This is a genomic window from Nostoc sp. C96, from assembly GCF_059384975.1.
This window is the reverse complement of sequence record NZ_CM182020.1, coordinates 308293-323037: the sequence shown is the minus strand read 5'-3', so window position 1 is coordinate 323037 and position 14745 is coordinate 308293. Positions and strand designations below refer to the sequence as shown.

Sequence of the window (14745 nt, the reverse complement as noted above, 5' to 3'; positions counted from 1 at the left end):
GAAGTCTGAAATTTCATCCTTTAGCTTCGGTATGTTGACTAATGACTATATGACTTACGCAATAACTCTCTCAAACTCTTATGACTTCGTGTCCTTTGCGTCCTTTGCGGTTTGTTTCTTCATAATTTTGCGTAAGTCCTAGACTATTGACCTTTCAACAAAGGATTTGGTTGAGGATTTTGAGGTCTTGTTTGCGGCACAACTGTAAGATAAGGTTGCAGTTTTTCGGAGTCAACCCAACCAGAGTAATATTTTACGCTGGTGGATTTAGGAGAAATATCAATTAACTCTAAATCACCGCGTATTGCATTCCAATTCATGGGTAATTCTGGGTTAAATTCTCCAGAACCGATACCTTGAGGGCCACCCCCAACTAAATTAAGTCCAACTTCATCCAAAGCACGAACAAAGCGTTGTCCATTCCAGTGCCATTCAAAACCTGGCCATTCCACAGGTGGTTTTTCTGGCGGTAAAGAACGTCCAAACTCATACTTACTGGCACCTTCATTAATTTTAGTGGTGAAGCCTTGAGGGTATGTCACCTCATAACGTCCTTTGTTGGTTTGGAAGTTCACCGGACTCCACCACAACACTTCTACAGTATTATTACCAGACAAAGATACAGCGGGCTTTTTATTAGTTGAGGCACTATAAAGTGGTAATTTTTCTGGCAGTTTTGCCATTGCAGTAAAACGCCAACAAGCCCAACTTTCTGGGTTATCAGCGGCTTGCCATTTCACTTGGCAAACGCCGTTAGTGCCACTCACCCAAAGGATGTTATTTTCTAATCTGAGTTTGTCAGGAATTGCCCCAACTAATGGACTGTTATGTGTGGTGTAAGTACTTAAAGAACCATCAGGACGGTAAGCAACTAATCCTTTAGCGGGAAGGTAGAGATTTCCTTCACCACCCACATTAGTACCCATCCAAAAAGTAGGCTTATTAACATCACCCGTGATGGCTAAATCTGTAATTTGTGTAAATGCAAGTGCTTCTGGTTGAATCAGGCTAAATTTATCTGTTTTTGGGTCATAACTAATCATGGTAGCAATACCATTGTTACCTTCACCTTGCTCAAAAGCGATCGCCCACCAAATGCGATCGCCATAAACTAAACTAGATGTTACTCTCGGCACGCCCAACTGATTACCTTCAGCGGAAAATCCGGCTTTTACTGCTGCGTCCTGCAAATCCTTGAGAGTATACACAGTTTGCCGTTGAGGATTTTTACTATTAGGGGTAATTAGTTCAAAAACAATTTTATCTTTAGTTGGATCTGGGACTTCTGGTCTGGAGATATTATTATCTGAGCTTAAAGAATACTTTGGCTCTTGAACGACCCGATACTGATAAGTTGTACCCTGAAAATTGATATTCTTGAATTTTGGATTTACCCAATCCTGTGCCAAGGCTGCATAATTTTTTGGTGGTTGCAACTCCTTGGGTAAGGTTCCTGATTGTACTGTCCAAGTATTATTAGCTCGACAGAAAACAAAATCCTGTTTTAGAGTTTGAAACTTAATAGTGTCATCATTCGCTACGATATTGCGAATATGCCAATCAAACCTTTCATAAAAACCTTCATTTTTATTTGGTACTGCTAAAGAAACTACCTCAGCTTTTGGACAGTTTTCTACATTCGCTTTTGCTGTGTTAGTTGCCTGAGAGATGCCGTCAATACTAGAACTGCAAGCACCAACAAGTAAAAATACACCCAAAACTGCAATATTTTTCCCCATATCAATTCTCATCTATTGGCAAAAGTTTATTGATTTTTAACCTCTGAAGATTGACTACAGTTCGTAGACATAATATTTCTGAATTTTTGATAAAAATAAATTGATTTGGCCAAGATTATTTTTGGATAAATTCTCAGAAAATTAGATTCCCTATTTCTTACAGAACTGGGGAATCTAAAGTTTCTTAACTCCTAAATATACCTAGCGATTTCCTATAATTTTTGACTGTTCTACGACAGAGTTTGTTCCCCTAGTAAATTTTGTAATGCACCTTGTAAATATTCAGCCCATTTCACAGCTAAAGGGATTTCTGTAAAGGGTACATGTATAGAAGCTTTAGCAGATTCAGCAATAATGAACTCTAACTCAATAGCACGACCTTTTGTTGGGGGAGCTTTTAGATTTACAATTTTGCCATCTACCAAAAGATGAATTTCTTTGACATCAAGCATAGAAAAAGTTTCTAAGTTAATTATTCCTTTTGGTGTGGGTTTACCCCAAGTCAGATTGTTGTCTTTTTGACCTAATACCGCATAAATATCATATTTGGCTCGATCAAATTGTTCTGCCCAAATCTTATAAGCTTCAACTTTTTGATATTCTTTTGAGCCTTGCCAAGCTAACCAAAAAAACGCTATCAACAAAGGCAACCATAAAAGACCACGTTCCATCGTTTAAACAATCCTGAGTCGTAAGTGAAAGTTTAACTAACTAAAGTGACAATTACACCAATGAGGGATGCAGATAAGTTATGTTAGTGAGCAAACTGGCAAAAGCGGTGACGAGTTAATATGAGAAGGCTAATATTATTGTGCCTGTTTATTATTGGGTTAGGCGCTGCTGTTTTTGGATTTTTAAATTTTCAGGGACTAGCAGCGAAAGGTGATTTTGAAACGATTGTGCTTGATTTTCGGGAAGATATTGCTAAAGATGAAATAAACCGAGATTTGCAAGCGATCGCTCAACAATACAACGTTACACCCCAATTAGATAATAAATTTTCTGCACAAGACAATGTGTATATTATCAGAGGCGATCGCCAAAGGCTCAAACAACTGAAAAAATCTCAGTTTGCCAAAGCCACAGAATTCATTGAACCGAATTACATCTATAGAATTCCCCCAGAACCTCAAACCACCGTTCTTGGAGAACTCACACCACCCCAAAATAACGAGGCCAAACCTTCCTTAATCGGCCCCAACGACCCATATTACAGCAAGCAGTGGAACCTTCACAAAATCGGCATTGAAGGCGCATGGACTGAAACGAAAGGTAGTGGTATTACGGTTGCTGTGATTGATACTGGTGTAACCCAGGTACGCGACTTAAAAGAGACAAAATTTGTCAAAGGCTACGATTTTGTTAATGACCGAGAACAAGCCACAGACGATTATGGTCACGGTACACACGTTGCAGGTACAGTCGCCCAAGCTACTAATAATCAATATGGTGTAGCGGGTGTAGCTTACGAAGCCAGCCTCATGCCACTCAAAGTTTTAAATGAGTATGGTGGCGGTACTGTAGCCGATATTGCCGAAGCAATTAAATTTGCCGCCGATAAAGGCGCAGATGTGATTAATATGAGCTTGGGTGGTGGCGGTGAAAGCCAGTTAATGAAAGATGCCATTGATTATGCTTACAAAAAAGGTGTAGTCATCATCGCGGCGGCTGGCAATGAAAGTGCTAATGGTGCAAGCTATCCAGCCCGTTACCCTCACGTTGTTGGCGTTTCTGCTTTCGGCCCAGAGGGTGAAAAAGCTGACTACTCTAACTATGGTGCTGGTGTCGATATCTCAGCCCCTGGTGGTAGTGATACTGGCAAGATTTTGCAAGAAACCATCAACGAAAATGGCGAAAGTGAATTCTTGGGACTCCAAGGTACAAGTATGGCTGCGCCTCACGTTGCAGGTGTAGCTGCTTTAATCAAAACTAAAGGCATAGAAAATCCCGATGACATTTTAAAAGTCCTCAAACAATCAGCCAGAGTCATTCAAGATGATGGTTTGAATTATTACGGCGCTGGACAACTCAACGCCGAAGCCGCAGTTAAACTAGCAGCCCAAGGACAAATTAGTTTCCCAGATTTCTTCCGGTGGTTGCGCGATAACGGTTATATTAACCCCGGCTTTTGGATAGATGGCGGTGTTGTAGCACTGTTGCCGAAGATTTTAATGGTAGTCGGTTCTTATTTACTTGCTTGGTTTTTACGGGTTTACTTCCCCTTTACCTGGAGTTGGGCTTTATTTAGTGGCTTAACTTTTGGTAGTTCGGGATTATTCTTCCTCAAAGGCATCTATATATTTGACCTACCCCAGTGGCCTTTCCGCGTTTTAGGTAGTTCTTTACCTGAATTAGGTAATGCGCTACAAGGTACAGATGCTTTCAATCCTGTATTTGCCAGTGTTTTAATTCCGCTGGTTCTAGTTGTATTTCTGCTAGGACATCCCAGTTGGAAATGGTTTGCTATTGGTTCTACTTTAGGTGTAGCCGCTTGTTTGACAGTCAGTGCAATATACGACCCAGCCGTTTGGGGGTTGGGTAATGGTAACTTAGCAAGAATATTCCTCATTGTTAATGCCCTACTTTGCTACGGACTAGCTCGTTTGGCAGTTAACAACGATAAACAAGTCGCATAAAATATCAGGGAATAGGGAGTAGTGACTACTCACTACTCCCACTCAGCACTCAGCACTTAATTATGAGCATTACAGTTAAAGGCACTATTGAACGTCGTGAGATTGGTATGGGCGCTTGGGCGTTAGTTACCGATGAAGGTGTAACTTACGAAATTCTCAAAGGCGCTGATAAAAGCTTACTCAAAGCTGGGCAGCAAGCCAAAGTTAAAGGACAGGTGCGTGAAGACATCATTACAGCAGCTATGATTGGCCCAGTTTTAGAAGTAAAATCTTTTGAAGTAATTAATTCTGACTAGCGGCAGGATTTACAACTGCTTGCAGGCGACTTCTAAATTCTCCTTTGGGATGTCCGCCTTTAACCTCACCAATAATCTGAAATTCACCTTCGGGAGAATCACAAATAATATAAGTAGGCCATCCCATTTCCGATTTATCAGGATACTGGGTGAGCAAAATTTTCCGATATTTACGATAAGTAGCTGTGTCTTGCATTTTCACATCAATAAACTGCAAGCCCAGTTCTTCTGCTACTTTTTGATCATAAAAAGCCATTTTATGGCAAATACCGCACTCTTCAGAAGAAAATTTAATTACAGCTAAACTCATGATGATCTTGCGCCTCCCTGGAAATCGGGAGTAAATCTTACCATAGTTTCAATAAATAAGCATCTTACTTATGGATGATCAAGGTGCAATCATACAGTTAATGAGAATTTAAGTAAAAATTTATCTAAAAAAATATTTTACAGGAAATAGTTATAGCGAGGAAATGCTGTTGACTAGTACACGGAATTTAGCCAAAACCTAAGCTAGGACTATATTACAGATGTGGAAATCAAGCCTAAAAAATTAATTTTTAGCAATCTGTAATCCGGCTTTGACAAATCAGTAGAGATCTGACTATAAACTATGATAGGATGTACAAAATTACGATTCTCATCCAGGGTAGCTTCTGCAAAGCAACTGAGCGATCGCAAAAAAATTTCCACAATCCATCTGCTGCTTATAGATAGTAGACGTTTAATAAGTGAGTTTAATGTTATAAACACAAAAAGTGTTTAATTAGCTCTATCGGTGGCATGATACCTGCGAAGATTCAGAGTTAAGTTAAGTCAATAAATGCTGACACTGATAGTCAAAAAATACTATTTGCACTAGTATATTGTCTGAAACTTGCGCTAGAATATACGCCTAAGCAACTACCAACATTTCGCAAAAATCTCCAAGAAAGTGTTAGCTAATTCAGGGAGTTAAGTATCAGGGTACATCTACCAATTAATTGTTCCAAGGTCTAGCAAAGTCTTCCGGAACAATTGTTCTAAAGGTTATAAGGTGCTTCAAAATCGCAAAACAGTTGTATCTACCAAATCAGAAAGTTAGTTATCTTAGTACAACTACCAATAATCTGTTTCTAGGATTTAGAAGTATGTTCCGGATAAAAATTCCAAAAGCTAATATGCTGTTAAACCAGCATAAAAAAATCTACCAGTTGTGGCCAGTGCATAGGGGAGTTAGTTATTAGGGCGCGTCGATTAATAATTTATTTATTCGAGAAGTTATCAATATCTTCCGAATAAATTTTAAAAAATCATGGTTGCTATTTACCAAACATAAAAAAATCTCCCAGTGGTTGCAGATAACTAGGAGATTTATTTATCAGGGTGCATTTATAACAATTATTTTGTTCGAGTTTCAATTAGCATCTTCCAAATATAATCTATAATCACTAGCAAAACTTCAGATGAAGTTTTGCTAGAAAAAAATCCCCCAGCCAGTATTAGCCAGCTAGGGAAGAAAGTTATCAGGGTGCATCTACCAATTAATTGTTCTACTACTACAGTGCATTTCCCGGAAAAATTTGCATCGACAAGCTTTCATCTACCAAAAAAAATCCCCCAGCCAGTATTAGCCAGCTAGGGAGAAAGTTATCAGGGTGCATCTACCAATTAATTGTTCTACTACTACAGCGCATCTCCCGGAAAAATTTGCATCGACAAGCTTTCATCTACCAAAAAAAATCCCCCAGCCAGTATTAGCCAGCTAGGGAAGAAAGTTATCAGGGTGCATCTACCAATTAATTGTTCTACTACTACAGCGCATCTCCCGGAAAAATTTGCATCGACAAGCTTTCATCTACCAAAAAAAATCCCCCAGCCAGTATTAGCCAGCTAGGGAAGAAAGTTATCAGGGTGCATCTACCAATTAATTGTTCTACTACTACAGCGCATTTCCCGGAAAAATTTGCATCGACAAGCTTTCATCTACCAAAAAAAATCCCCCAGCCAGTATTAGCCAGCTAGGGAGAAAGTTATCAGGGTGCATCTACCAATTAATTGTTCTACTACTACAGCGCATCTCCCGGAAAAATTTGCATCGACAAGCTTTCATTTACCAAAAAAAATCCCCCAGCCAGTATTAGCCAGCTAGGGAAGAAAGTTATCTGTTAAGTTAAATATACTTAAAAATAAAGGCGCGAGGCTTTGCGCCTTTATTGAGTTACTACACTTTATCTATCGGGAATTGTTATATTTTTTGGGATAAATATCTTGCACCAGCTGCTTGATTGCAATTAAAGTCAGGTGGGTAATACGTAAACTTCCATCAAACCCTAACTTTTATTTTGTGGATATTGCCCAGCATATAGTTATTGAGAATGCTACAAGATATGAGGTGAGCAATGTTGCTTACCCTTTAGCGGAAAATACAATAGAAATAAATACTTTAAAATGAACCAGGTAGACTATCTCCGCATTAGTTTAATCGATCGCTGTAATTTTCGCTGTCAATACTGTATGCCGGAGGGTGCAGAACTAGAATATGCCCTTAAGCAACAGCTTCTCACTGACGCAGAACTACTGACTCTGATTCAAGAGGTGTTTATCCCTGTTGGTTTTACGCAGTTTCGCTTAACTGGGGGAGAGCCTCTACTGCGTCCTGGTGTAGTAGAGTTGGTAAAAGCGATCGCATCATTACCCGAAACTCAAGACTTGTCGATGACAACCAACGGCTTTTTACTTGCACCCATCGCCAAAAATCTTTACGATGCAGGTTTACGCCGAATTAATATCAGCCTAGATTCCCTTGATCCCGATATCTTTGATCAAATTATCGGCAATCACGGACGTTCTCGCTGGGAACAGGTTTGGAACGGGATTCAAGCCGCCTACAAGGTGGGATTTAACCCTTTGAAGCTCAATGTAGTTGTGATCCCCGACGTTAACGACCACGAAGTTCTGGACTTAGCCGCCCTCACAATTGACAAACAGTGGCACGTCCGATTTATTGAATTTATGCCTATCGGCAATTGGCAATTATTTGGCGATCGCGGTTGGGTATCTTCTGCTGATTTACGCCAACGCATCCGCAAGCAATGGGGATTGACAGAATCGCAAGTACGTGGTAATGGGCCTGCCGATGTTTTCCAAATTCCGGGAGCAAGGGGGACACTGGGATTTATTAGCCAGATGTCAGAATGTTTTTGCGATCGTTGTAACCGAATGCGTCTGAGCGCTGATGGCTGGTTACGTCCTTGTTTATTAAATGAAACTGGTCAATTAGACTTAAAAACTGCTCTACGCTCTGGTGTGAGCATCCGTTACTTACGAGAGCAAGTCAGAGACTTATTAGCTATTAAGCCAGAAATTAACTTTAAAGGCCGCGACTCTGGTACAAGCGGCACATACAGCCGCACGATGTCGCAAATTGGTGGTTAGTAAATAGTCCAAAGTCAATAGTCTAAAGTCTTTTGACTCTTGACTGTTGACTTTTGACTCTTGACTACGCTTGGCGTGAATAGTATTCCACAACCAGCAGTTCGTTAACTTGTAGAGCCACCCACTCGCGCTCAATAACACTGTTAACTTTACCAACCAGCTTATTTTTGTCAAATTCCAAATGGCTGGGAAGGTTCGCTAAACCAGGATATTGCAAGTTAGTTTCGACCAACTTCCGTGATTGTTCTTTATCCCTAACAGCAATTACCTCACCAGGACGGCACTGGTAACTGGCAATATTTACTACACGACCGTTAACTGTGACATGGCCGTGATTTACCAGCTGACGCGCTGCTGGAATTGTAGGAGCCATCCCCAAGCGGAAAACGGTATTATCTAAGCGCATTTCTAGCAATTGCAACAGTACTTGTCCTGTAGAACCAGTAACGCGTCTTGCTTTGCGAACATAGCGTAGCAGTTGCTTTTCTGTGAGACCGTAGTTCATACGGAGCTTTTGCTTTTCTTCTAGACGGATAGCATATTCAGAGCGCTTTTTGCGGTTCTGACCATGCTGACCCGGTGGATAGGCGCGTCTTGCGCTTTTACGAGTTAAACCTGGTAATTCGCCTAAGCGACGTACAATTCTGAGGCGTGGCCCTCTGTATCGGGACATGAGTTTCCTTAATCTAATCCTGTTTAAATTTTACCCAGACATACTATTATAAATATCTGTAAATGAAAAATGCCAAAAATCCGAAATTTAATCATCAAAAATTTATAAATAGAAGAATTCAACAGCCAAGTGTCAGAATCCTGAAGATCAATCAGAGTTATCGTACATTTGAGTTAGCAGAACTGATGGGTTTTTGGAAAATGGCAATGGAAACACAAAAGGTTAGTAAAGCTAGAAAACCTCAAAGCAAGTATATTTCTGGGATACTCAAGACTCAGACCATTCGTTGGGCTACACCAGTTTTGGCTATAGCCGGACTATGGACATCTAGCCTTCCCAGTACGGCTCTGACATTATTTTCTGATGATCACGATAGTTACCGTGTTTGTGCAGCGCAACTTTTAAAAGCCGGGGTAGCACAACCAGCAGCAGCCCAAGGTTGTGCTACAGCAATACGTCCCAGAGATTTATCTGCTTGTGTGGCGACAATTAAACAGAGAACAAAAATTGACCCAACAGATGCGCTGGCTTACTGTACAAGGGCGCGTCGTCCCAAGGAATTAGCTAGTTGTGTTGTAGATGTTAGCCTCAATACCAAAGAAGAAATTAACCCAGCCGTTTTAAATTACTGTGGTCGCAGTTTACAGCCTGTCACTTTTGCTGATTGTGTTGTTGGCTTGCGTAAAGAAATTTCTTTAACACCAGTACAAGCGTTAGATACTTGTATTGATGCTAGTGAAACAGCGAATGGACTCACGGTTTCACCGACATTGCCATAAATTTAAGATTACAGAACTTAGGCACAAAGCTTAGTTGTTGAAATTGGGTATAGGAATTTAGGGTGTAAGGGTTTTGCTCATTTACATCCTAAATTCCTATACCTATTGATTGTTGCGTTTTACTGCCTAAGTTTTAATATGACTATAGTGACTTATTTTTTAACGACAGATGGTTGACTAAAAATAACCCTGTTTATTTATATAAAGCTCAAAAATACTAATCATCCAACTTTTAAAAGTGGATGGCAACGGAAGCATCCTGCTATAAGAGACAAAAAATTCACAATGTCTCTGGTTTTGCAGCAGGAGCCTAACCGTCGTGATGATGATACATTTGATCTCAAGTTGTCGGTTGCTGAGTTTGAGGATGCTTATTTGATTAGCGGAAGTTTTCAGAGAAACTTGGCTAGTCTTCTTTTCTACCAAAAACCATCTGTAAAATCATAGGAATACCACCACTTTGGTGATATTTATCTGCCCAAGTACGGATAACTTCATCAAGTTCCTCCATTGCTTGATCCCACTTTTCTGGGGGAATATCTAGTTCTTCTAAAGCACGCATGGAGTTTGGTCGTTTCTCTGCCCAGTTTCTCATCATCCGAAAATACCGCGCCGTATCTTCTAGCATGATATAGGTACGTTCTTGATCGTCGGCTGGTGCATAGAAAGGACGAGTCAGTGCATAGAAGGGCATTCCCCAAGGCGAATCAATTCTAGTTACTGTACCTGAATAAAGCAGCCGACGCTTGATGTGTTCTGCGAGAGCTTCACTCAAGGGCATTTGATGCTCAGGTGGGAGAACTTCTTGCGATCGCTTGTGCAGAAATTCAATCAGTTCCAGAAACTCAAAAGAGCTAACTAATTGCGCGTCTGGCAAATTTCCAGGTAGCTTCTGCTCAATTTGTCTTTTTTCTTCACTCGTCAAACTAGTCCCAGGAACACGGGATCGCCCTGGTTGCCAAGGAAATTTTTCCATCCAAACGTAAGGCAGTTGAATTAAATAGCGTGGTTCTTGAGAACCCAGCATTTTCAGCAGTTTGCCTTCTGTCAGTGCTTGCCGAACTTCTTCAACAATAATCTTGACTCGCTTGGGTTCCAGGTGGTGCAAATGACCCGTCATTCTCAGGTTTTGTCCCTGTTCGAGATAGGTCATATAAATTGCACACTTAGCTGCCGTGGCTGCTGCATCTAAGAATGCTCCATGCCTGTGTCCACTCGTACGCATGGCACTAAAAGCCAGATAAAGCATGATCTGATCCATCGCACTAGGGCCAAGACGTTTGATCAGATCTATGTCGTTACTCATATTACAGACAGTTAAATAGCACGTTTACAGATTTATAGTCAGAGGAAAGTAAGTAGTATACACCCAACTTGAGGCGATGTCGTTACTTTAGACTTTTTAGGATGCTGTGACTCTGAAATTACTAGTAGTCGAAACTGCCAATGGCTCCGAATTATATAGCAAATGACTATTAAAAAGAAGCTGCTTTATTTGGCTATTGTTATCTTTTCCTGACAGACTCTGAAAATAACCGTTTATTTTCTCTACTTGTCATCCCCATTACAAAAGCATCTATTTTCCCGGTTTAATCTATAAAGATTGTCTTCAGGTTCAAGACTTTTGCATCCTTTACTAGTGACAACAGGAAATTCTTCCTAATTGTGGTAACAACCCTTATTGCTGAAATAGCAGTAACTAGCTGATGGATTTTATGGTAAGCACCTTTCCCAAGAATGACTAATTTCTTTGGGTTTGTAGAGAACTTCAGTTACCCGTTGATTTCCTGTTGAGGAGTAATCTCAGAGTCAATCGCCTACTGAACTTGCAACAAATTTCAGGTTGAGTAGATAACTAGTAGACTACCATAGATACTCACATCTTTTGACAATTTGTTGGCATCTTTCGGTGGTTAATACATAGGAAAATTAAATTCCTCAAAGCAGGTAGATAATTCCTAGTCCTAAATACCTTTTATTGCCTTCAATTATGATATTCTATTCTGTCAGATTTTTTATCAAGTTTGTGTAAATTAACCCTATCTTAATATTAAATAGATGTTCAATCTGTCCTGGCTTAGATACTAGTAATTATTAAGGATTCCTGATATTTCAATGAATACGAAAAAGTGATTTTTAATCATTTATGATTTAACAAGTTAATTGATACTTTAGCTACAAAAATGATGCTTTAAGAGTGTATCAAGAATAGATATGGTCTAAATATTCACAGCAGTTTGATGGTAATTTACTGATAAGAATCGAACTTTTAGTAATTGTTTTATCCTAAATACTTGGGTGTTAAACTCTTGTGAAGTCAGTGAGAGTATTTTTATATTTTATTATTTATGAAATATACAATTATCTGGTGTCGAAATGCAATTACCAGATTCAAGACTATGTATTTGCTGAAATTGTTGTTATATTGCTAAGGCAATTATGCTATTGGGGAAGGCTTATACAAAATTATTAAAACAAAATAAAGAATTGAAAAGTTAAAAATCAAAGTTGAGATAATGTTTAGTCCATTTAACATTAGATTTTTAACTTTCCTGGCTGTCAGATGCCTGCTTTTCGACATTTAAGTTTCAGCACTAGAAGATTTAACTTGATGACGCATTTTCTCGAAACTGAAAGCAGCAGCACCAAAAGTGACAAATAAAACGCCTAAAATCTGAATAATTTCTAAATTTTCCTGAATTAACAAACCTGCAAAAACTACGGTTAAGATGGGTACACCTGCGCCAATAATGCCCGATCGCAATGCTCCTAATTGGCGAATACCAACATTATTGAGAACGTAGCTCAAAAGTGTCAGTACCCCCAAAATAAAAGCACTTAAAATAATCTCTAGTAACTTAGAACCATCAATGTCCAGGCTTAAATTGCTTGGTAGGGGCAACATTAAACCGATAAAGCTCAAAACAAACATGGTGGTGAAACTAATTAAAGTAAAAGACACAGGATGCAGTTTCGCTGCACAGATCCGGGTCAAAATTACATAACAAGCAAAAGCAACACCACCAAAAATGGCAGCAGTGCTACCAACAGAAAAATCGCTGATCCCCGCAGTTGCAGCGCCGCCTAACACGAATAATTCACCCAAGAAAATTGCCCCAATTGCCGCAGCGCGGACTTTGCTGGGTTTATCGCGGAATAACAACCAAGACAGTAAACCGCTAACACTGGGATAGATAAAGAACAGTGCGATCGCCATACCTGTCGTTACTTGGCCGATCGCCATATAAATTAGCACTTGAGATAAAAACAAAAAGCAACCACTAGCAATTGATAGTTGCAAAACTCTCTGTGCTTTGACCTTCGCTGCTGAAGGTTTACCTTGAAATGATTCCATCAAGTTTTTGATATCTTGCCAAACTTGGGGGTGCATCATTGGCGCTAACAGCAACGTTAGCGGTACTACGATTGCCAAGCGTAGCAACAAAATTAAAAAAATATTTCCCAAAGTGGGTAATAACAACCGTTCTACAGCCAGACTACCAACCACCGCAGAATTTTGGTGGAACATCATCTTCACCGCTACGTTATACAGTGAAGACACGACTGTAGACAACACAACCAGTAAAAACCCAATTTGCACTGGGGATAAACTTTGAGATTTGCCTAACCTTCTTGATTTAGATTCTGATGCAGTAGGTGGAGATATTGTTTCACCTTCAACTAAATCTGGGTTGAGAACGGATACTGGCTCACTAGCTTTAATTGAGGAAGATTTTATTTGAGTTTCTGGTACATCTAGGCGGAGTGCAGAATTTTGTTCACTCGCCTTAACGTTGCTAGGTGAAGAGAAGGTTTCACTTTCCGCAATATCTTTGCTGGGTAAAACAATTGGCTCAGGTGGTTTCTCTTTAGGGGGAAAATCCTTGGGAGCAATGGAAATTGGCTGGGTGGGGGTTTCTTGAGTCGGTGGAATAATAACTGCTGAAGATGTTACTGGTGCAGAAGATGTAGTCTGGTTGTCATCCGATTTGTTGGTGACTTCTGACAACAATGGGTAAATTATCGCTGTACTCGCTGATGATGGCTCATCTGGTTGTAAAACCGTGGGTGAAGATACTTTGAAAGAAGTATTAGGCGAGCGCTCACTTGATTGTAAAACTGTTGGTGGCGATTGTTTTACAGAACTACCCGACGGTGGCTCATCCGGTGGTTGTAAAACTGTTGGCGGTGATGGTTTAGTTACTTGGGTCGTTTCTTGAATAACTTTGGTTAATTCACCGCGCAGGTGATTAACTAATTCCTCAACAATAACTTCGCCTTGCTGTTGCTGGCTTTGCATCCGAGACAATTGCCCAGAAAGATTACCTTGATAATTTTTTAGTTCCTGTTGCAGCGAGTTAAAAGTAATGGTGAGAGTATCATCCAAAGTGCCTAGCATTTGTTTAATCTGCTCATTACTTTCAGCTGATTTGAGTACTGCTTGTTCGTCAGCACCACTCATCTTCAGTTCACTAGCTAAATTCTTGAGCGATGATTGCAGCTGCGAAGAAATATGTTTGGCTAAAACTTCTGCCAACTGACGAATTAACACTTGCTGTTCGGTAATTTGTCGCACTTGCTGTAAGTGTTCTTTTTCCTCTAACAGCTTTTGAATGTCATCGTACAGTCGTTCTTTTTCTGTTTGTAGCCGTTTTATTTCTTCTTGTAATGATCTCAGCACGTTTTGTTGGAGATTTTCTAAATCCTCCACAACAGCCCAGAGTGCTGTTTCGGCTGATCTCGATAGTTCGCCTCTAACTCGCGGGTTGTCTGGCCGTTTCTCAATTCGCCCCATTAGCTTCTAACCTCTAACACCTTGAAGATAAAGCTGTTTCCCGTAAATTTGCTTGGCGCTCATACTAATTTTCAGTATTTTGTCAGATAGACCAAAAAATTTAACAAGATTTGCACGTATCAAAGTAATTTTGTCACGCTGAACACAGCTTGGCAAAGTATGTAGTTTTTGGGTTTACCGCTGCACATACTTTGTGCTACGTATCAGCCAGAAAATTCAATCCTTTAAAAGTGAGATTTTGATAGAGAAAATATGTCACTCAATATAAATACTTGTTATTTTGATAGCAACCGTAAGTTTTAAATACTTGTAAATAAATGCCTTGTGATCATTAACAATGGACAATTTGTAAAAGTTAGATGTAAATTCGCGCAAAATGTAACTTTAGCGACAGTTTACATTTCTCTTAT

10 protein-coding genes are annotated in these 14745 nt (G+C 39.8%); 4 read left to right on the top strand and 6 right to left on the bottom strand.

Going from position 1 to position 14745, the window contains the following annotated elements:
- Nucleotides 1-143: 143 nt before the first annotated feature.
- Both AC504W_RS01315 and AC504W_RS01310 read right to left on the bottom strand, forming a co-directional pair.
- Nucleotides 144-1739 (bottom strand): hypothetical protein, encoded by a 1596-nt coding sequence (locus tag AC504W_RS01315; protein ID WP_494875863.1) that lies wholly within the window; start codon nucleotides 1737-1739, stop codon nucleotides 144-146.
- A 230-nt stretch (nucleotides 1740-1969) separates the two neighbouring features.
- Nucleotides 1970-2410 carry a hypothetical protein gene (locus AC504W_RS01310; RefSeq protein WP_494875862.1) on the bottom strand — a complete coding sequence of 147 codons (441 nt, stop codon included), beginning with the start codon at nucleotides 2408-2410 and terminating at the stop codon, nucleotides 1970-1972.
- A 120-nt stretch (nucleotides 2411-2530) separates the two neighbouring features.
- Between AC504W_RS01310 and AC504W_RS01305 the strand changes: the two genes are divergently transcribed.
- Both AC504W_RS01305 and AC504W_RS01300 read left to right on the top strand, forming a co-directional pair.
- On the top strand, nucleotides 2531-4375 hold the full coding sequence (locus tag AC504W_RS01305; RefSeq protein ID WP_494875861.1) for a S8 family peptidase: 1845 nt from the start codon (nucleotides 2531-2533) through the stop codon (nucleotides 4373-4375).
- A 62-nt stretch (nucleotides 4376-4437) separates the two neighbouring features.
- Entirely contained in the window at nucleotides 4438-4671 is a 234-nt protein-coding gene (locus AC504W_RS01300) for a hypothetical protein (protein ID WP_494875859.1), read from the top strand.
- On the opposite strand, the gene AC504W_RS01295 is transcribed toward AC504W_RS01300, so the two are convergent.
- The gene (locus tag AC504W_RS01295; RefSeq protein ID WP_096582482.1) at nucleotides 4658-4981 is read right to left on the bottom strand and encodes a thioredoxin family protein; all 324 of its coding nucleotides are present in this window, start codon (nucleotides 4979-4981) and stop codon (nucleotides 4658-4660) included. The two genes, AC504W_RS01300 and AC504W_RS01295, sit on opposite strands and share 14 nt — an antisense overlap.
- Nucleotides 4982-7101: 2120 nt before the next feature.
- On the opposite strand from AC504W_RS01295, the gene moaA reads away from it, so the two are divergent.
- Entirely contained in the window at nucleotides 7102-8088 is a 987-nt protein-coding gene (gene moaA, locus AC504W_RS01290; protein WP_494875858.1) for a GTP 3',8-cyclase MoaA, read from the top strand.
- Between the two features lie 64 nt (nucleotides 8089-8152).
- On the opposite strand, the gene rpsD is transcribed toward moaA, so the two are convergent.
- Nucleotides 8153-8761, bottom strand: a complete 609-nt coding sequence (rpsD, locus tag AC504W_RS01285) for a 30S ribosomal protein S4 (RefSeq protein ID WP_096582478.1) — start codon at nucleotides 8759-8761, stop codon at nucleotides 8153-8155.
- A gap of 62 nt (nucleotides 8762-8823) precedes the next feature.
- On the opposite strand from rpsD, the gene AC504W_RS01280 reads away from it, so the two are divergent.
- Nucleotides 8824-9540, top strand: coding sequence for a hypothetical protein (locus AC504W_RS01280; protein ID WP_245894795.1), 717 nt, complete (start codon nucleotides 8824-8826; stop codon nucleotides 9538-9540).
- Nucleotides 9541-9946: 406 nt separating this feature from the next.
- On the opposite strand, the gene hetR is transcribed toward AC504W_RS01280, so the two are convergent.
- Both hetR and AC504W_RS01270 read right to left on the bottom strand, forming a co-directional pair.
- Nucleotides 9947-10846, bottom strand: a complete 900-nt coding sequence (gene hetR / locus AC504W_RS01275) for a heterocyst differentiation master regulator HetR (protein ID WP_494875856.1) — start codon at nucleotides 10844-10846, stop codon at nucleotides 9947-9949.
- Nucleotides 10847-12121: 1275 nt separating this feature from the next.
- Complete coding sequence (locus AC504W_RS01270; protein WP_494875854.1) at nucleotides 12122-14335, bottom strand: EamA family transporter; 2214 nt, start codon at nucleotides 14333-14335, stop codon at nucleotides 12122-12124.
- Nucleotides 14336-14745: the final 410 nt, after the last annotated feature.